Origin of the sequence: Veillonella sp. KGMB01456 (genome assembly GCF_023051165.1) — a bacterium.
GTDB lineage: Bacteria > Bacillota > Negativicutes > Veillonellales > Veillonellaceae > Veillonella_A.
In genome coordinates, this window is record NZ_JALKIG010000004.1 from 86,884 (window position 1) to 107,105 (window position 20,222).

At 46.6% G+C, this 20,222-nt stretch carries 19 protein-coding genes; all 19 read right to left on the reverse strand.

Annotated features, from left to right (window positions below; all coding sequences use genetic code 11):
• Nucleotides 1-157: 157 nt before the first annotated feature.
• A complete protein-coding gene (gene lysS / locus MXE28_RS02115; RefSeq protein WP_127058435.1) occupies nucleotides 158-1,696 on the reverse strand; it encodes a lysine--tRNA ligase in 1,539 nt (512 codons plus the stop codon).
• 117 nt (nucleotides 1,697-1,813) lie between these two features.
• Nucleotides 1,814-2,287 (reverse strand): transcription elongation factor GreA, encoded by a 474-nt coding sequence (gene greA / locus MXE28_RS02120; protein ID WP_021840860.1) that lies wholly within the window; start codon nucleotides 2,285-2,287, stop codon nucleotides 1,814-1,816.
• 157 nt (nucleotides 2,288-2,444) lie between these two features.
• A complete protein-coding gene (gene dusB / locus MXE28_RS02125; protein ID WP_021840859.1) occupies nucleotides 2,445-3,440 on the reverse strand; it encodes a tRNA dihydrouridine synthase DusB in 996 nt (331 codons plus the stop codon).
• Nucleotides 3,424-4,191 (reverse strand): type III pantothenate kinase, encoded by a 768-nt coding sequence (locus tag MXE28_RS02130; protein WP_021840858.1) that lies wholly within the window; start codon nucleotides 4,189-4,191, stop codon nucleotides 3,424-3,426. Before MXE28_RS02130 ends, dusB begins: the two co-directional genes overlap by 17 nt.
• A 7-nt stretch (nucleotides 4,192-4,198) precedes the next feature.
• The gene (locus MXE28_RS02135) at nucleotides 4,199-5,185 is read right to left on the reverse strand and encodes a biotin--[acetyl-CoA-carboxylase] ligase (RefSeq protein ID WP_021840857.1); all 987 of its coding nucleotides are present in this window, start codon (nucleotides 5,183-5,185) and stop codon (nucleotides 4,199-4,201) included.
• Between the two features lie 73 nt (nucleotides 5,186-5,258).
• Nucleotides 5,259-7,196: an ATP-dependent zinc metalloprotease FtsH gene (gene ftsH, locus MXE28_RS02140; protein ID WP_226974624.1), complete on the reverse strand. Its 1,938-nt coding sequence runs from the start codon at nucleotides 7,194-7,196 to the stop codon at nucleotides 5,259-5,261.
• A gap of 138 nt (nucleotides 7,197-7,334) precedes the next feature.
• Nucleotides 7,335-7,877 carry a hypoxanthine phosphoribosyltransferase gene (gene hpt, locus MXE28_RS02145; protein WP_021840855.1) on the reverse strand — a complete coding sequence of 181 codons (543 nt, stop codon included), beginning with the start codon at nucleotides 7,875-7,877 and terminating at the stop codon, nucleotides 7,335-7,337.
• Nucleotides 7,878-9,290 (reverse strand): tRNA lysidine(34) synthetase TilS, encoded by a 1,413-nt coding sequence (tilS, locus tag MXE28_RS02150; RefSeq protein ID WP_021840854.1) that lies wholly within the window; start codon nucleotides 9,288-9,290, stop codon nucleotides 7,878-7,880.
• A gap of 41 nt (nucleotides 9,291-9,331) precedes the next feature.
• The gene (locus tag MXE28_RS02155) at nucleotides 9,332-10,228 is read right to left on the reverse strand and encodes a phosphatase (RefSeq protein ID WP_247239752.1); all 897 of its coding nucleotides are present in this window, start codon (nucleotides 10,226-10,228) and stop codon (nucleotides 9,332-9,334) included.
• A 163-nt stretch (nucleotides 10,229-10,391) separates the two neighbouring features.
• The gene (locus MXE28_RS02160; RefSeq protein ID WP_127058429.1) at nucleotides 10,392-10,883 is read right to left on the reverse strand and encodes a S1 domain-containing RNA-binding protein; all 492 of its coding nucleotides are present in this window, start codon (nucleotides 10,881-10,883) and stop codon (nucleotides 10,392-10,394) included.
• Nucleotides 10,884-11,072: 189 nt separating this feature from the next.
• On the reverse strand, nucleotides 11,073-11,381 hold the full coding sequence (locus MXE28_RS02165; RefSeq protein WP_021840851.1) for a septum formation initiator family protein: 309 nt from the start codon (nucleotides 11,379-11,381) through the stop codon (nucleotides 11,073-11,075).
• Between the two features lie 166 nt (nucleotides 11,382-11,547).
• Nucleotides 11,548-12,024 carry a 2-amino-4-hydroxy-6-hydroxymethyldihydropteridine diphosphokinase gene (folK, locus tag MXE28_RS02170; RefSeq protein ID WP_021840850.1) on the reverse strand — a complete coding sequence of 159 codons (477 nt, stop codon included), beginning with the start codon at nucleotides 12,022-12,024 and terminating at the stop codon, nucleotides 11,548-11,550.
• 13 nt (nucleotides 12,025-12,037) lie between these two features.
• Complete coding sequence (gene folB / locus MXE28_RS02175) at nucleotides 12,038-12,400, reverse strand: dihydroneopterin aldolase (protein WP_021840849.1); 363 nt, start codon at nucleotides 12,398-12,400, stop codon at nucleotides 12,038-12,040.
• Nucleotides 12,400-13,239, reverse strand: a complete 840-nt coding sequence (gene folP / locus MXE28_RS02180; RefSeq protein WP_247239753.1) for a dihydropteroate synthase — start codon at nucleotides 13,237-13,239, stop codon at nucleotides 12,400-12,402. Before folP ends, folB begins: the two co-directional genes overlap by 1 nt.
• Nucleotides 13,217-13,798 (reverse strand): GTP cyclohydrolase I, encoded by a 582-nt coding sequence (folE, locus tag MXE28_RS02185; protein WP_127058425.1) that lies wholly within the window; start codon nucleotides 13,796-13,798, stop codon nucleotides 13,217-13,219. Before folE ends, folP begins: the two co-directional genes overlap by 23 nt.
• Before the next feature lie 11 nt (nucleotides 13,799-13,809).
• The gene (locus tag MXE28_RS02190; RefSeq protein WP_021840846.1) at nucleotides 13,810-15,366 is read right to left on the reverse strand and encodes an ABC-F family ATP-binding cassette domain-containing protein; all 1,557 of its coding nucleotides are present in this window, start codon (nucleotides 15,364-15,366) and stop codon (nucleotides 13,810-13,812) included.
• Nucleotides 15,367-15,439: 73 nt separating this feature from the next.
• On the reverse strand, nucleotides 15,440-17,701 hold the full coding sequence (locus MXE28_RS02195) for an LD-carboxypeptidase (RefSeq protein WP_247239754.1): 2,262 nt from the start codon (nucleotides 17,699-17,701) through the stop codon (nucleotides 15,440-15,442).
• Between the two features lie 78 nt (nucleotides 17,702-17,779).
• Entirely contained in the window at nucleotides 17,780-19,336 is a 1,557-nt protein-coding gene (locus MXE28_RS02200) for a peptide ABC transporter substrate-binding protein (RefSeq protein ID WP_247239756.1), read from the reverse strand.
• A gap of 63 nt (nucleotides 19,337-19,399) precedes the next feature.
• The gene (locus MXE28_RS02205; protein ID WP_021840843.1) at nucleotides 19,400-20,218 is read right to left on the reverse strand and encodes a serine hydrolase; all 819 of its coding nucleotides are present in this window, start codon (nucleotides 20,216-20,218) and stop codon (nucleotides 19,400-19,402) included.
• Between the last annotated feature and the right edge of the window lie 4 nt (nucleotides 20,219-20,222).

Sequence of the window (20,222 nt, forward strand, 5' to 3'; positions counted from 1 at the left end):
ATCCATAACCTCTTACTTAAAATGCGTGCCCAATGGCACAATGTATTATTAATTACACTTAATCATACCACATCTGAATAGTTTTTGCCATGAAAAAAAGTGGCCACGCATATTACGTGACCACCATACAGTGTTTCAGTATAAAATTATATCTTACTTATTCAGCTTTGTCAGCTTCTTCAGCTTCAACAGCTTTAGCTTCCGTTTCCGGTTTCATAAGTGGGAATAACAATACGTCACGGATAGAAGCGGAATCAGTTAAGAACATAACGAGACGGTCGATACCGATACCGAGGCCGGCTGTTGGCGGTAAACCGTATTCCAAAGCAGTTACGAAGTCTTCATCCATACGGTGAGCTTCATCGTCACCGGCGGCACGTTCCTGTAACTGTTTTTCAAAACGTTGACGCTGATCGATTGGGTCGTTCAACTCGGAATAACCGTTTGCCAATTCACGACCGTATACGAAGGCTTCGAAACGTTCGGTAGTCAATGGTTTTTCACGGTTCTGTTTAGCCAATGGAGAAATTTCCAAAGGATGACCGTAAACGATGGTTGGCTCAATCAAGTTTTCTTCTACATAGTCTTCGAAGCAAAGATTGATGATCTTGCCGATACCGTCGCGGTCCGTGTATTCTACATTCAAGCGGTCCGCAATAGCGCGCGCTTCTTCCAAGGTTTCAACGGCGTCAAAGTCTTCACCGGTGTACTTCTTGATGCCTTCCTGCATCGTAATACGGTTCCAAGGCGGCGTCAAATCAATTTCAGTGCCCTGGTAGTTGATTTTAGTTGTACCGAGAACTTCCTGTGCACAGTAAGCCACGATGTTTTCAGTCAACATAATGGCATCTTCGAAGTTGCCGTAAGCCTGGTAAGATTCCATCATGGTGAATTCAGGGTTATGGCGATTGTCGATACCTTCGTTACGGAAGGAACGGTTAATTTCGAATACGCGTTCCAAACCGCCTACGATAAGGCGTTTTAAGTGCAATTCAGGGGAAATACGCATGTAAATGTCGATATCAAGCGCATTGTGATGGGTAATGAACGGACGCGCCGCCGCACCACCCGGAATAGCGTGGAGCATTGGTGTTTCCACTTCCATGAACTGATGAGCGTTCATGTACTGGCGCATTTTAGCCACGATTTGGGTGCGTTTAATAAAAGTATCGCGCACTTCCGGATTTACAATCAAATCCACATAGCGTTGACGATAGCGAAGTTCCGTATCTTTTAAGCCATGCCATTTTTCAGGTAACGGACGCAAAGATTTGGAAAGCAATGTAAGTTTGTTAACTTTAATGGTGATTTCGCCCATGTGTGTGCGGAATACATGGCCTTCGATACCTACGATATCGCCCATGTCGAGCATTTTCACATGTTTATAAACATCTTCACCTAAAATATCTTTACGCAAGTAGATCTGAATATCACCGGTTAAATCACGAATATTGGCAAACGCCGTTTTACCGTGGGATCGAATCGTCATAAGACGACCGGCTACGGTTACCGGCTGATCTTCAAAATCACGGAAGTTGTCTTTTATTGTTGCCGCATGCTGCTGTACTACAAAACGCTGGCCAAAAGGATACACTCCGTCTGCCTCGTATTGCGCAAGCTTATCGCGACGAATTAACATTTGATCATTTAATTCCTGCTGTTGTTCTTGTACTGTAGTCGCTTTTTCTTCGCTCACTTACATGGCCTCCTAACTTCATCTGCTCAAATACGGTATTACTTATAGTATAACAGTTTTGAGCCCATTTTTGGTATATTTTATTGGCTGCCACCTTATTAGCTGGCTACTGCCGTATTAGCTGATTGCTAAAATTTTGAAAGTCGCTACACCATCCGGTGTATTTACTTCAACGGTAGCACCTTTTTTCTTACCGAGAATAGCGCTGCCTACCGGCGATTCATTGGAAATACGATTGTTGAAAGGATCCGCTTCGGAGGAACCTACAATTACATAATCCAATTCTTCGTTAAATTCTTCGTCTAATAATTTAACTTTACTGCCCACGGATACTACGTTTTTGCGAGTTTTTTCGTCAATAATTTTAGCCGTGTTGATTTTATTTTCTAATTCAATGATATGACCTTCGATAAAAGCCTGTTCATTTTTTGCATCATCATATTCAGAGTTTTCACTGATGTCGCCATATTCGATAGCTGTTTTAATACGCTGTGCTACTTCAATACGACGAACAGATTTGTAATGAGCTAATTCTTCTTCAAGTTTCTTAAGACCTTCTGCGGTTAACAGTGTTTCTTTAACTTCTGCCATAATAGGACTCCTCTTCCAATAGTTGTTTAGCTATAAAGAAAAAGTGTCATACACTGACACCTTTGCTTTACATCACATATTTTTACGCTTTTTACGTAATTTACGTAATATTATAACAATAATTTTACTGCATTGTCAATTTTACTACAGTGCAATTTTACTGCCTTGTCAATTCGGCAGCATACGTGGCAATGGCCTCTTTAAAGGCTGCTTCCGTATATAATGTATTGATTCGATTACGCCATTTAGCCGACTCCGGCAGGCCTTTAATATACCAGCCTGCATGGGTACGAATTTCACGGACACCAAGAGCCGTGCCCTTGTATTTACACAAGAGTTCAAAATGACGCAATAACATGTTCAAACGTTCATGAGCTGTTGGTTTCGGCAACAAAGTACCGTTAGCCAAATACTGATTCACTTCGTTAAAAATCCATGGGTTCCCCTGGGCACCGCGACCGATGAGTACCGCGTCGCAACCTGTTTCATCAAGTAGCGCTTTAGCGGATAAAGCATCCACCACGTCACCGTTCCCCATTACGGGAATCTGCAACGCCTCTTTTACTTCTTTAATATAGGACCAATCGGCATGCCCCATGTACATCTGCTCCCGCGTACGGCCGTGAACAGCTACGGCGGCAACGCCAACCGATTCAATACGCTTTGCAAAATCGAGTACATTCTTGGATGTATCATCCCAACCGAGACGCATCTTAACAGTCACAGGCACCGAAACAGCCTTAACGGCGGCTTCCGCCACACGGGCTGCCAAATCCGGTGTTTTCATAAGAGCTGAACCGTCGCCGGATGATACTACTTTTTTAACCGGACAGCCCATATTGATATCCACAATATCGGCACCAGCGCGCTCCACCACTTGCGACGCCAAAGCAATCGCTTCCGGGTCGGAGCCGAAAATTTGCATCGATACGGGATGTTCCACATCCTCCATAAAGAGTAAATCTTTCGTATGCTCATTTTCGTATTTAATGCCCATGGCGCTCACCATTTCGGTGCACACCAAAGCGGCGCCGTGCTCTTTTGCAAGGAGCCGATACGCAATATCGCTGACCCCCGCCATGGGAGCCAGCACAGCCCGACCGGTAATCGGCACATTGCCGATATACCAGGTCGAATTATTTATTTCGTTCATACAACAATCGTAATCCTTCTAGGGTCAACATAGGCTCGATATAATCGATAACGTCCGTTTCCGCATCGATTAAATGAGCCAAACCGCCGGTGGCAATGACCTTTACACCTTCCGGCATTTCTTTTTTCATGCGCGCCACGATGCCTTCCACCTGACCCACATAACCGAAGAGAACACCGGATTGCATGGAGGTTACCGTGCTTTTACAAATAACCTGACCCGGATTTTTCACTTCAATACGAGGCAATTTAGCGGCACGCTGGAAGAGGGCTTCCGCCGAAATCTGCACGCCCGGTGAGATAGCACCGCCGATATAATCGCCGTTTGCCAAAATGGCGCAATAAGTTGTGGCCGTACCAAAATCGATAACGATTAACGGACCGCCGTACTTTTCATAAGCCGACACAGCATTAACAATGCGGTCTGCCCCCACTTCGCGGGGATTATCGTATTTAATGGCCATGCCGGTTTTGGTGCCGGGCCCTACAATAATCGGTTTAACATTAAAATAGCGCAGGCAAACGCGCTCCAATGTAGGCATCAACGGTGGAACTACCGATGAAATAATAATTGCCTCAATGTCGTTGATATTGACTTGGCGATCGTGAAAAAACAAGTTCATCAACAATACGCCATATTCGTCGGTCGTACGGACGCGGTCCGTGGAAATTCGCCAATGACCGACCAATTCTTTCTTTTTATATACGCCGAGTACAATATTGGTGTTACCTACATCAACCACTAATAACATGTTTATGTCAGCCTCCTACTTTATGTGCTGGTCGTATGGACACGTCACCGGCCACCACTCGTTCTACGGAGCCATCAGCACGTTCTATCATAAGATTGCCATCGCGATCAAGGTCGATGGCTTTACCTTCATACGTATTGCCCGGAGCACGTACTTCTACGTCCTGCCCCAAAGTAATACTGAATTCCTTCCATTCTGCCAAAGTGCTGTCAAACCCTTCAGCCAACACTTTATTATACTGCATTTCCATCTCTTGTAAAATAATATTTAATGCCTGTCGGCGATCAACTTCAACGCCTTCCATGGCAAACGATGTCGCTACATCTTTAATAAATTCAGGCAATTCATCCTGTGTACTGCCCGTATTAATGCCGATACCCATGACAATATACGAGATGGCTTCCATGGTACCGTTCATTTCAGTTAAAATACCCACTAATTTACGGCCGTTTACCAAAATATCATTCGGCCATTTAATCCCTGCTGTATTGAGGCCTAAACGGCGGAATGCTTTAATGAGCGCCACCGCCGCCATGAGCGTACATTTTGGAGCTTCAATCGGCAAGAAAGAAGGGCGCAATACGATACTGAACCAAAGGCCTTTGCCATATGGTGAAAACCATCCGCGATTTAGACGACCGCGACCGGCTACCTGTTCTTCCGCTACTACTACAGTGCCCTCCGGCGCACCTTCCGTGGCCAATTGACGGGCTGCTGCGTTACTGGATTCAAGACTTGGTACATAGTGATAATTGCGTCCGAATGTTTTTGTCGTCAAAACCGATTCCATTTCAAGGGGACTCATTAAATCGGGCTCATCCACCAAGCGATAACCTTTTTTAGTGAATGATTCAATAGTATACCCTTTTTTACGCAAAGCTTCAATATGTTTCCAAATAGCCGTACGCGAAACTTTGCACCGTTCCGACATGCGTTGGCCTGATACAAATTCACCTTTATTCTCACGAAGCAGCTCTAATATTGCATCTCTCATCCTAATTGATGCCTCCTTTATGAAAAAGGGCCGCCTTACCGGCGGCCCTATGCCAATCGGTGTATACCGATTATTATTTGTTTGTGTCAGATGTGTCGCCGTTAGTTGTACCGGAATTTGCCCCTTCAGATTCGGTGGCAATAGCATCAGGAACGATAATTCCCGCTGCTTCCAAGGCACTCTTAGCGCCATTTACTTCCACTGTATTTGGGTCCGTAATAGTTCCGTATTTATACAAGTTCTCGATTTGAGTATGGTCAATTGTTTCTTCTTCCAAGAGCACATTCGCCATATTGTGCAAGAACTCGATATTATCGGATAACAACTGCATTACGTCATTATAGGCTTCCGAAACAATTTTATGCATTTCCGCATCAATTTTTTCGGCTACCGCTTCACCATAGTTGCGTTCATGGCCAAGGCTGCGGCCTAAGAACACCTGTTCCTGATGTTCGCCGAATACGAGTGGTCCCAATTCATCACTCATACCGAGGCGCGTAATCATATGACGAACGATGTTGGTAACTTGCTGTAAATCGCCGGACGCACCGCTACTGATTTCTTTCAATACGAGTGCTTCCGCACAACGACCGCCCAAGGCTACACGGATACGTGCGAGCATCTGGGATTTTGTCATATAATTCTGTTCTTCCACAGGTAACATCATGGTGTAACCGCCGGCACGACCGCGCGGAATAATTGTTACTTTGTGAACCGGATCGGCATCAGGCAACAAATGAGCCACGATGGCATGACCGGATTCATGATATGCCGTCAAACGACGTTCTTTGTCGCTTACTACATGACTGCGACGTTCCGGACCGTAACTTACTTTTTCACTGGCTTCTTCCAAATCGGCCATAGTAACTTGTTTACGATTCTGACGAGCAGCCAACAAAGCAGCTTCATTCAACAAGTTGCTCAAATCGGCACCGGTAAAGCCCGGAGTCTTTTTGGCAATTGTGCGTAAATCCACATCCTCTGCCAACGGTTTGTTGCGAGCATGTACTTTTAAGATAGCTTCACGACCGCGTAAATCAGGTTTATCTACGGTTACCTGACGGTCGAAACGACCCGGACGAAGTAAAGCCGGATCCAAGATATCAGGTCGGTTGGTAGCGGCAATGGTAATAATACCTTCGTTAGCACCGAAACCGTCCATTTCAACGAGTAACTGGTTCAACGTCTGTTCACGTTCATCATGACCGCCGCCGAGACCGGCACCACGTTGACGACCTACCGCATCAATTTCGTCGATGAAAATGATACAAGGCGCATTCTTCTTAGCTTGTCCGAAAAGGTCACGTACACGAGAGGCACCGACACCAACGAACATCTCTACGAAGTCGGAACCACTGATGCTGAAGAACGGTACGCCCGCTTCCCCGGCTACGGCACGAGCCAATAAAGTTTTACCTGTGCCCGGAGGTCCGAATAAAAGAACACCTTTAGGGATTTTCGCGCCGATAGCATTAAATTTGCCCGGATTGCGCAAGAATTCTACAACTTCTTCCAATTCCTGTTTAGCTTCATCCGCACCGGCTACATCTTTGAAGGTTACGTTAACCTTGCCTTCGCCCTGCATTTTAGCACGACTTTTGCCAAAGTTCATAACGCGACCGCCACTGCCCTGCGTCTGCTGCATGATAAAGAACCAAACACCAATCAACAAGAAGATTGGCAATACAGAGCTCAATAAGCCCATCCACCAGGAAGGTTGTTCCGGTGGTTTTGCAGTGATTTGTACTTCATTTGTAGTCAGCTGATTCATTAAAGTAGGATCAGTCGGAGCATAGGTACTGAACTCCGTACCGTTCTTAAGCTTACCAACAATGGCATGGTTATCCGTAATGGTAATACTGTCTACTTTCTTCTGCGTTACATACTGTAAAAAGCTGGTGTAACTAATCTCTGACTTTGCCGTATTTGTACTGGAAAACGAATTGATAACTGTAGCCGCTGCCACAATAATCAAAATGTACAACAGTGCATTTTTCATAAAACGACCCAATCTATTACCCCTTTCAAAATGTCTCAATATGATTTATTTATCATCACTATATCGAAAAAATATATTCTGATAAACATATTACCATATTTTAGGTTAACATACAATGCATTTGTAATTTATATTGATTATTGTCTATATTTATTTTGATGTGTATACTTCTTCTTTAAGTACGCCGATATATGGCAAATTACGGAATCTTTCAGCGTAATCCAAGCCGTAACCGACTACGAAATAATCAGGAATCACAAAGCCCTGATAATCTACGTGCACGTCTACCGTGCGGCGATCCGGTTTGTTCAGTAACGCTACCAAACGAACGCTTTTAGCGTTACGGGATTTTAAGTTTTCCAATAAATAGTGAAGTGTATTGCCTGTATCTACAATATCTTCAACAACAATGACATGCTTGCCTTCTACCGGTTTGTCCAAGTCTTTCATAATGCGCACTACACCGCTGCTTACGGTGCTGTTGCCATAGCTGGAGCAAGAGATAAAATCTAATGCTACATTGCCTTCAATGGCACGTGCCAAATCGGCAAAGAATACTACGGCCCCTTTTAATACGCACACGAGAACTACGTCCTCGCCTTTATAATCAGCAGAAATCTGTTTGCCCAGTTCGGCAACCCGTTCCCGCAAGGCTTCTTCAGTGATTAATACTTCCTTAATGGAATCTAACATTTACTTTTCCTCCTCGATAGAACAAGCCCAATATTCACTCGTTTGCTCATCCCACACAATTGTGGTCGTCTTCGGCTGCACTTTTGAAAAAACTACCTTATCACCGCATACAAACCATAAAGCATCCCGCTCCTCAGTCGGCACTTTACGATCTATGAGCCAGTCTTTCAGCTTTTTATGGCCCCATATACGACCGTCGCGACGCGTCAACACTATACGGTCACCGGCCTTACGCTGTCGAATTTCAGGGCCCTTAGCTGCCAATCGGCGCGGAATTAACAGATTCTCTCCGTTTTTTAAAGGCATCGGCTCCACCGCCGGCCCTGCCCATGTAAGTGCTCGTAATTCCCTTATGCGATATTGAGTCATTTTCAAATCAAATGCTACTAAACGTCCAATTTGTATTATATCATATTGCGCCGCAACCTTCACCTGTGAACACATAAATTGTTTTCTTTTTTTGCCCTTTACCACTTGTCTGAGTTCGGCTACATGAGCACCGGAGAAAGTATTTTTTATGTCAAAAAGACCAAACACATATCGCCACAAACGATAAAATAAAGCATCCGGCAAAGCGGCCACTTCATTTCGCTTTAACTCTATATACGGCGTGCCCGATTCTTTTTTGGTACACACAATGCACAATTCGTTAAATTTTCGCTTTGCTTCAGCGGTCAAAAAAGCCTCATCCTGCCCCATATGCTCACCTAACCGAGCCAATGTTGCCACAATATTAGGATTAAACTCTTTTAATAAAGGCAGCACTTCCAGTCTCAAACGGTTGCGCATATAAATAGGCTCGTCATTTGTCTTGTCGTGAGCAAAGGGCAACACCAATGCCTTCACATACGCTAAAATCTCTTCTTTCGTAACGCCTAAGAAGGGGCGCCAAAGATCGTCCGCGATTACTTGCATGCCGGTGAGCCCGGCCGTACCGCTGCCGCGAATGAGATGAGCCAAAATAGTTTCCGCCTGGTCGTTTTCATGATGAGCCGTGGCAATATAATCGTAACCTTCAGCTTGGCAAATGCTTCTGAAAAACTCATAGCGCAAACGGCGACCGGTCGTTTCGACAGATTCACCGGATTGCTCGGCCGCCGCGACTGCATCAATAGTGAGGGGATAGAACGGTAAGTCATGGGCCTTCGCATAATGCGCTACCATAGCCAGCTCGGCTTTACTTTCAACTCGCAAGGAATGGTCTACACAGGCCACACCGATTGCGAGAGCCGCCTCAGTGCCCTCACCTTTAGTAGCCATAAGCCAATGCAAAAGCGCCATCGAATCGGGCCCGCCGGAACAAGCTACCAGTACTTTACTGTCTGGTGGCACCGTACCATGCTTTTGGGCAAAGGCTGCTACTTTATTTTCAAAGGATGCAATAATAAGCTCCTTCTTTTCAATGTTAACCATGTGTCCACCTCCCTTCTCACTATCTTTTCAGCACTATATATTTATTTCACCAAATGTTGTTGCATTCCTTCCATGCCGTCTCGTTCACTCACGATAACATGAGGAATTTCGTGCCAATCCATGAAGGATGTTAAAATTTCGGCGCCGGCCACAATAATATCCGCTCTGGTAGCCGGTAAGCCCGGTACCTGTACCCGCTCTTCCGGCGTCATATAACGAAGTTCCAAAATCATGCCTTCAATAACGGCACGCGTCAACTGATGCCCCTGAATGAGGCCCGGATTATATTCCGTCATTTTAAGATGCATAGCCGCCAAGGTCGTAGCCGTGCCGCCTACAGCAATGAACTCGCCAAAAGGTCCTTCGATTGGCAACGGATCAAACCAAGGCCGCGTCTCCTGCCACACTTCCTGAGGACCTTCATCGGAACGTTCTTTGAGACGTACCGCTCCAATCGGGTAAGAACGATTCCAGTAGGCCCCTTCGGCTGTACCGAGCGCGATTTCCGTACTGCCCCCGCCGATATCGATTAAACCGAAATGGCGTTCATCACCGGGGAATGAGCTTATAGCGCCGGCAAATCCGAGAGCCGCCTCTTCTTCACCGGTAATCACATTCGGCTCCATCGGACAAACTTTAACCGCCTCTGCCATGAATGCCTCACCGTTAGAAGCTTCACGCACGGCACTGGTGGCCACCCCTACTACACGAGTAGCGCCATAACTTCCGATTAGCCCTTGGATTTCTTTTAACGCATCCAAACTACGCGTCATAGCCTCTTCGGTCAATTGACCATCTGCCGCTCTTTTACCGAGGCGCGTAGTCCAAAGGCGTTTCGGCTCATTGTGCCACTCTTTACCGTCATAGGTGCCGAGCAACAAACGTAACGAATTGGAGCCTAAATCAACGATTGCCGCTTTTACTGTTGTATCTGCCATAGTTTTCCTCCAAAATATACCGGAACTATAAGTCAATCATCAATCATCAATCACAATCACAATCACAATCACAATCACAATTAAAATCACAATCACAATTAAAATATAATGCCAACCGGCTATAAATAAAAAGATGATGCGAAGCTTCGCATCATCTCACTGTTTAATCTCTGCGACCTCCACGACCGCCACGTTTGGATTCGGTATTTCGTTTTAAATCCGTCAATCGTTCTTCGCTGTCTTTTAAGAAACGACTCATTTTATCTTCAAAGGACATACCGCCGCTTTTGCGTTCAAAAGAATTACGGCGATTACCATCGTGAGCACTGCGAGCATGCCCGTCATGCTGGCGTGGGCGGAACTCGCGTTCTCTAGGTTCACGATTCTCAGTCTTTGGCGCTCTTGGCGCAGCTTCCGGTTTAGGTAATGTTTGCTTAATCGATAAGCTAATCTTACCTTTTTCATCCACACTCAAAACTTTAACCTTAACTGTGTCTGCTTCTTTAATAAAATCCGAAATATTTTCCACATATTCATTCGCAACTTCTGAAATGTGCACCAAACCCGTTTGTTTGTTACCTAAGTCCACAAACGCACCAAATTTCGTGATCCCCGTAACAGTGCCTTCAAGAACACTACCTACTTCAATGGCCATGCTAACCCAATGTCCTCCTAAAATTACTAAAAACGTTGTGCCGTAATACATGCACACTAGTTTAATTATATAGGGCTTTGAAAAACCTTGTCAACTGATATTTAACGAATGTACAACTTACATAAGAATAAATTATAGCCCCGTAAAAATGCCGTAAATACACTGCTCGCGTACCGATTTTTCAGTTTCCTATTTCACATACGGTACTTCGCCCGGTTTTACCAAACCCAATTCATCCCGTGCTACTCCTTCAATCTCTTTTGGATCCTGAAGACGCTGTTTATCCTGTTCCAGTGCTTCATTGCTCTTCTTCAATTCTTCGATTTGAAGTTGTAACTGATGCTGCTGTTGTTTGATAACATAAATATCATACATCGTGCGCAAAATAAAGATAAGACCCAACGCAAGTATAATGATTTGTGCCCACATTATAATTTTATTACGTTTCGGTCGTTCCCTATGGCCCGCACGAGGGCCTTTTTTTATCTCCTCTGCCATATTCTAGTCCTCATCGTCACGTACTGCTTGAATGAGCCTATTATAACATCAATATCGAAACTCATCAATGAATCATTACCTTCATGTCAGCCAAATAAATTTACCCATTTATTCGCTGCCGTGGTCTAGTGATTTCACCGCTTGAGTATGCCCATATTCCTTACAATTATGCTTCGTCCAATTCTTTTATTCTGTCCCCAATAGCCTGCCCCTGAAAAATAAAGTTGGGATACAATTCACTGAGCGGCACTAAAACAAACGCCCTGTCCCACAAATAAGGATGAGGAATCGTCAGTGTTTCACTTTGCACCTCTATGAGGCGTCCGTCTTCTTTTTCAGCCCACACGATATCGAGATCAAGTGTACGGGGCCCCCAATGAACCAATCGTTCTCGGCCGGCCGCTTTTTCAAGCGCCTGCATCACCTGCAGCATGGCTTCCGGCACCAAAGTAGTCACAACTTTACAGGCTCCGTTTAAAAACGGCCCCTGATTCGTGTTACCCCAAGGCGCCGTTTCCAGCCATTTGGATGGCGTCACCGACTCAATATTTTCATGACGCCGCAAACCCTCAATGGCATTGGCCAAATATTGCTCACGGTCACCTAAATTAGATCCCAAACTGAGATAATAGATATATTTCATCAAAAAGTCTCACCTACATTTGACCTCGCGTAATGGTAATTTCCGCATAATCCAGCATGCCCGGAATCGGCACGGCCGGTTTACGAATGGCCACAGCGAGACCGATAATGCCGCGATAATTATTCCATAATTCATCGGCAATCAAAGTACCCACTTTTTCCAATAATTTCTGCGGTTCCCCCGTCACGACACGTTCCACCGTATTATATACCTCTACATAATTAATGGAATCCGCCAAATCGTCGGACTGACCGGCTTTAGTCAAATCGATTAAAATCGTTACATCCACAAAAAAACGCTGGCCCTGACTGTTTTCCGATTCCAAGTTCCCATGATACCCGAAAAAGCCCATATTTTTTAAAACAATCTTATCCATTAGAACTCTCCTCTCAGCAAGGCATCCGCTACGGTCAATGCTTTTTTGTGCATATCTACATTGTGCACGCGCACCATATCTATCCCCTGAATTAAGCCCGTAATACAAGCGGCCACAGTGCCCTCGTCACGTTGATCCGGCGGGCAATCATTGAGCATGGCCCCGATAAAACGCTTACGACTCGGCGCCAACAAAACAGGGTATTCATAGGCCGTCAATTCGCCGAGACGCTGCATAACCTCAATATTCTGCTCGCCCGTTTTGCAAAAAATGCCGATTCCCGGATCAAGCCAAATGTTCTGCGGTAAAATTCCTTCTTTTAAGGCAATGTCCACAGACGCAAAGAAAAAGGCTTTCATGTCTTCGATGATATCGCCGTAATTCGTATCGTTCTGGTTGTGCATGATGATAACCGGCACCTTGTGTTTAGCCGCTACGGCCGCAATATCGGGGTCGTAACGAAGACCCCAAATATCGTTGAGGATATGAGCCCCATGGGACAGTGCATAATCCGCCGTTTCCGCCCGATAGGTATCAATGGAAATCGGCACCTTGGTGGCTTCCAATACAGGACCCAAGAGCGCCTCCATACGGCTGATTTCTTCTGCCACCGAAATATGCGTATGACCGGAACGGGTCGATTCTACGCCAAGGTCGATTAAATCGGCGCCCTGCATTTCCATTTCACGAGCATGCGCGATAGCCGCTGTCGGTGTATTATATTTGCCACCGTCGGAGAATGAATCGGGGGTTCCGTTTAAAATTCCCATAATCAAGGTACTGTTATTGAGCACCAACGTTCTACCGTCGTCCCATTTATAACTGCGTCGTTTGAACATCCGTTGAACCTCCTAAAATAGTCAAAGCTTCTTCCCGAAGCTGTCCCGTCCGGCTTAACACGCCGCGACATTCCATGGTTACAACGGCCGTTCCTTGTTGCAACTCGCCTTTAATAAGCATACACAAATGTGTTGCTTTAATGCGTACCATCACGCCTTCCGCTTCCAAATCCGTCTCCAAAGCCGTCGCAATCTCACGAGTCATGCGCTCCTGGAGCTGCGGCCGATGGGCAAACAAGTTCACCAAATCACTGAGCTTACTGAGCCCTGCTACACGACCATCCTTCGGTTGGTAAATAATATCGGCAGTGCCGAAAAAAGGCATCAAATGATGTTCACATACAGAATAGAAAGGAATATTCGTTACCGCTACCAAGCCTTTGTACTCGGTAGGGAAAATATCGCCCCAAATCTCAGCGCTGGACTTATTCATGCCGGCAAACAACTCTTCATATAAACCGGCCACCCGTTGCGGCGTTTTCTCCATATCAGCCGCTTTTAAATCAATGCCCAAGGCTGTTAAAAACTGTGCAACACCCTCGCTGGCCTGTTCTTTCATGACAAGACCTCCTATACGATTTTAGTCGTCCACGATTCCACGTTCCACTCATCGGTAATCCAAGAGCGATAAAACTCCGGCTCATGGCTGACTACCAAAATCGTTCCTTTAAAACGACGTAACGCATCGGCCAATTCTTCCTTGGCGGCTACGTCCAAATGATTCGTCGGTTCGTCCAAAACCAACACATTGTACGGCTCCTGCATCAATTTGCAGAGTCGTACTTTTGCATTTTCACCGCCCGACAAGACGCGCATCTGACTTGTAATGTGCTCGTTGGTTAGCCCGCAACGAGCCAATGCTGCCCGTACTTCCGCATTCGTCATGGCCGGATATGCATTCCAAATATAATCAAGTGCTGTCATATCATTATGAGCACTGTCTTCCTGTTCAAAATAGCCCACTTGTAAAAAGTCGCCTCGTTCCACCTCACCGGCAAAGGGTTTGATTAACCCCAACAATGTTTTGAGAAGCGTTGTTTTGCCGAGACCATTCACACCGCGTACGGCAATTTTCTGGTTTCGTTCAAGCACCACATCCACCGGTTTAGTCAAGGCCGAATCATAACCAAGCACCAAATCTTTGGCGCTTACTACGAAGCGGCTAGGCGTACGGCCTTCTTTAAAACCAAAGGACACTTCCAAATGAACCTTCGGTTTGTCCAAAATCTCCATTTTCTCTAAGCGCTTAGCCCTGGAATTGGCCATGCCGCGCGTCGCCACGCGAGCCTTATTACGCTGAATGAAGTCTTCCATGCGGGCAATTTCCTGTTGCTGCCGCTCATAGGCTTTCACCGCTTGCGCACGCTGCACTTCATAAGCTGCAAGGAACTGTTCGTAGTTCCCCGTATAACGCGTCAACTGCGCCTGTTCGATGTGATAAATCACATTGACTACGGAATTTAAGAACTCCATATCATGAGAGATGAGGATAAAGGCGTTTTCATAATTTTGCAAATAATTCTTAAGCCACTCAATATGCTCCACGTCCAAATAGTTGGTCGGTTCATCCAAGAGCAATATGGTCGGTTTTTGCAATAAGAGCTTCGTCAATAATACCTTCGTACGCTGACCGCCGCTCAATTCGTTAACGAGACGGTCGAGACCGATGTCTACAAGCCCGAGGCCCTGCGCCGTGCGCTCGATGGTGGCATCGATTTCGTAAAAACCGCGGTGCTCCAACTCTTCCTGCCACTCACCGGTTTTCTCCAAGAGCTCATTCATGCGCGCTTCGTCACAGTCCGTCATCTCCATGTAAGCGGCCTGTAACTCTTTATCCAATTCAAATAAATCGCTGAACGCATCGCGTAGCACGTCGCGTATAGTCTGCCCTTCGGCCAATACGCTATGCTGATCCAAATAACCTACGGTACCCTTATTGGACCATTGCACCGTGCCTTCATCAGGCAAAATTTTACCGGTTATAATATTTAAAAACGTAGACTTACCTTCGCCATTAGCGCCGATTAAGCCAACATGTTCACCTTTTAATAGTCGAAACGACGCATCATCCAAAATTTGACGGGCGCCGAAGCCATGCGTCACATGTGACACCGTTAGTACACTCATCAGTCATCTCCCAACCGCTCATCTAATGTAAAAGCCGTCTCTAAAAAGACGGCTTAATTTAACCATATATATTTTACCCTTTTTTTACAGCTCTGTCAAAATCGCGACCATACTGCCACCAATGGCGTAGTGCGGTAAGCGCCATAATATGCGCCCCTTTTTGAATCATAGCGAGCCCCTCCGGTGAACCGGCGCGGGCCGCAAATTCCGGTGTATGAAGACCCATGTTTTCACCGATGGCCAAAGTCAATTGTACCGTCGGTGCCACATGGGACACATTGCCCATGTCGGTGCTTCCTTCCGCCACATCATTGGGAAGCATCGTCGGTGTGGCGCCCCACTCCGTCATGACCTGTTGCGCTAAATCACGCCAAGTTCGGTCTTCGCGCAAGTCTTTAAACAGCGGTTCATAGTGGCGAAGCTTAACTTCGGCACCTTTCGCTTTGGCAATTTCAAGGGCCTTAGCTTTTACGGTTGGCAAAACAATCTCTTCTAAAAACTCCACCGTATGGGCTCTGACGGTCATGTGTAATACAGCTTCAGCGGGAATCATGTTCGGCGCTTCACCCGCTTCGGTGAAGATTTGACCGATAACCACTTCATCGCCCCACTGCGCTTTTAGCTCATTCACCGCAGCATATAAAGCAACCGCACAATCCAAGGCATTAATACCCCTGTCTTCTAAATCCGCCACATGAGCGGAACGACCGATAAATTTCACTTCCAACGGGTGACTGGCCAAAGAAGAACCGCCCAGCTCATTTACATCCGCCGGATGTGTCAACAAAGCACCGGCATAGCCGTTAAATACGCCTGCATCGGCCATAAAGACTTTGCCCCCTACGGTCTCTTCGGCGGGACAACCGAAGAAGGTGGTCAATGCTTCCGGTACAGCCGCCGCAAAACCGATGGCCGCCCCGATGCTCATGGCCGCAATCAAATTATGACCGCAGCCGTGACCAAGCCCCGGCAAGGCATCATATTCACCGAGAAAAGCCATTTTATAGGCACTGTCCGAATTCCCTTTATCCGCTTTAAGGGATGTGGCAAGCTCCGGAATGCGGCCGTCACTGACGTCCGTCTTTACTCTGAAATTCCGGTCAGCCAAAAACTTCGTAATAGCAGCCACCGCTTTATGTTCCGTAAGACCTACTTCGGGATTGGCATGTAAATAAGCGGACAAATCGATAAGCGCCTGCTCTATGTTCTGAATGGCTTCGTGAAGGCAAGCTTCACGAGCTGCCAAAGAACCATCATTAGGCAGCTCCGCCACAGCGTTAGCAACCTTTGAATCAGCAATATGGTTCCCCTCCGTTAAATTGGCAATAGGATTCCCCTCCGACAATGCATCAACAGAGTCGGTTGGCTCCGTCATCGGATCCTTTACAAACGAATGCCCCTCACAATAAGGAAACAGCACCAATGTATTGGAAATAGCTCTGAAACTTACATAGCTTCCCAGCGGCAAAGCCTGATGAGGCGTGCCGTGACCGGTTGGTACATAGCAGACAAAAGGTTCCGGTGCATCTTGCGATCGTTCAGCCATCATGTAATCCAATACATGAGCGCCGATTTCATAATCCGGCTCGTCTTCGTCTTCACAGTTTGTAAACGTACCGAGAGCCACCCCTTTAACGCGACTCAGAACGCCTTGACGGCGCAATTGCTGGAGCATTCTATCTATTTTATAAGGCGGTTCACCAATATCCTCCAACAGTAAAATGGCATCGTCCCAATCTTCAAGGGCCGGTGCATAAGGAGTACCGCCTAAGCTGCAAAGAATGGCTAAATTACCACCCATGAGCCTGCCTTCTTCCATATTGGCACCGATAAAGCCCCGTGGCGGCGCCAATAAAGGCTCGATTACGGAAGTTTTACCCTCAAGCAAATCAAATAAGTGAGCTACATCGTTTTCACGCCCCGGTTTTAACCAATCTACGCCCATCGGTCCGTGATAGGTGACCAAACGGCTGTAGCGACCGATGGCCGTATGTAACGCCGTACAATCGCTATACCCCACAAAAGGCTTTTGCCCCTTGCGAATGCCTTCATAATCCAATAAATCCAAATAACGCACTGTGCCGTAACCGCCACGCAAGGCAATTACCGCATCACAATCGGAGTCCGTCATAAAGGTATTAAATTCCGCGGCCTGTTCCTCCGGCGTACCGCCATAGAGACCGTGACGATAACAGGACGCCCCGAATACAGCCTTATACCCCCTGGCTTCAACCAAAGCCTTCAACGCGTCCAGATTTTCTTCCGTTGCCGAGGCCGGCGCCGTAAAGGCCAATGTCATGCCCGGTTGTAACCGTTTTGGCAAAATCCAATCCATCACTACTTCTCCTATCCACTACTCATTGAATATAGCCAATGTACTCATTGGCTATACTCGTTATCTATACACTTTCACTTATTTACGAAAGGCGTGCTTAAACTCTATGGTACCCAAACTTGACCAGTAATAGCCGTCCACCGTATCACGCGCCACATACGGTGTGGTAGTGAAGTAAATCGGCATAACCACAGTGTCATCAAAAATCATAGCTTCCGCTTCATGCATAAGTTCGTTACGCAGTTTCACATCCGTCGTGTTATGAATTCGTTCTATCAAAGCATTATACGCTTCACTGTGATATTGCGCATCATTGGCGGAATCATAGAACACATCGAGGAACGTCTGCGGATCCGCATAGTCACCAATCCACGACGCCCGCGCCACCTGATAATGCCCTTCTTCACGGTTCGCCATGAATACCTTCGTTTCCTGATTCTGAAGTTCTACGGTAGCCCCCAATTCATTCTTCCAAATGGCCTGTACCGCTTCGGCAATGGCCTTATGCATTTCATTGGTATTATACAAAATCGTCACCGGCGGCAACGGTTTATTCGGTCCGTAACCGGCTTCGGCCAAAAGTTTCTTCGCTTCCGCCACATTATAGGCCACCAAATTGCCCCCTTCGGCTCTAAAATCCTGATTCGTCGCTTCATCAGTCAGTCCCGGTGGCACAAAAGCGTAAGCCGGCGTTTTGCCGCCATGAACTATGGTATCAACTATAACCTTACGGTCGATAACCATGGAAAACGCTTTGCGCACCAATGGATTATCAAACGGCGGGGCCGTTACATTAAACACATAATAATAGGTCCCCAAGGATGGCGCCACTTTGAAAAGGCCCAGCTTCGTCAAACGCTCCTGGTCGGCCACGGGCGGCTCTACCATGATATCTACAGCGCCCCCTTCAGCAAGGGTAAGACGTGTGCTTTGAGATTCACTGATAGGCCATTCCATGCCTTTTAACTTAACGGAAGCAGCATCCCAATATTTATCGTTTTTAACAAACTGCAATTCTGCACTGTGTTGCCATTTCACCAGTTTAAACGGTCCGTTGCCGATAAGCGTAGCCGCCGACGTAGCCCAAGTATCAGGTGCCTGCGATACGATGTCTTCACGTACCGGATAGTACGCGTGAAAAGCCGTCAACCCCAAGAAATACGGTGTCGGCGATTCCAAGGTCACCAACAAGGTATGATCGTCAACAGCCTTAACGCCTACATCTTCGGCCTTCGCTTTTTCCGTATTATAAGCTTCGCCGTTTTTCAAAACATAGAGCATAAACGCATTGTTAGCCGCTACTTCGGGATTTAACGCCCGTTTCCACGCATACTCAAAATCATGAGCCGTTACGGGCTTGCCATCGGACCAGGTAGCTTCGGGACGAAGATAGAAAATATAGGTCAACCCATCCGGTGAAATTGTCCACGACTTGGCCACCGCCGGTTCCGGTACATCTTTAGCATTTAATCGGGTAAGGCCTTCAAACACGGCCAGCTCCACGGAAGACTCCGGCAAGGTTGACGATTTAGCCGGGTCCAAAGTGGACGGTTCCTGCTCCAAGGCATAGCGCAAGGTGTCCGGCGGAATCGCCTCGCCGCTGCGACTGCACCCCGTCATGAGTACCAGCCCCATTATTAGTATAAGCAATACACTGTACATCACATATCGTTTCATACGCGACTCCTTATGTGCCGATTAAGGCAATTTATTTTCTAAAAACTCTTTAATACAGCGGCCCATTCGTGCCCCCAACAGTATGCCTTCCGTGTTGGGCACCTTCGAAATAAACACAATGATACCGAAGGTACCTTTAACGAGGGGCAACAAACCGCCATCATGTTCCACATCGTCGAGAACGCCCGTTTTATGGTGAAACACCACGTCTTCTCCCCAGTAAAACGGCAGCTTATCGCGAAACTGCTGACGGCCCAGTAGTTGCCACATTTCGTGACCTAAAGGCCCCGATTCACGCTGAACGTAAATGTACTCATATAAAGTCATGAGGTCCAAGACGGTCATAACATTTTCACGGCCCTCCGCTCGTGCCTTGCTGTCCATCATATAGCGCTTAAGACGCGTAGCCTGTAGGCCTATAGACTCAGCGAATTCGTTAACCGTCGCCATGCCGAGTTTTTTAATCAACAAATTGGTCGCCCAATTATCGCTAAGTACCATCATGAGTCGGCACAGTTCCAAATAGGAAAAACGATGGTTTAAATCGAGTTCCTGCAGGGCCCCGCCACCCAAAACGCGTGGCGACTCTTTAAGACTCATGGTCATATCCAAAGCTAAATCGCCGTCTGCCACTTTTTTAAACAAAGCGGCCATAATAAGCACTTTAATCATACTGGCGCTGGCATGAACCATCGTAATACCGCGACCGGCAATTTCAGCCATATCTTTTTCATCATCAAGACGGGCCACCAAATAGGAAATTTCCCCGTCCGGTGCCATGTCCTGAATTAATTCATCCAACTCTATGCCAAGCCCTTTGCCGGCAAGAATTTTTTCCATACTA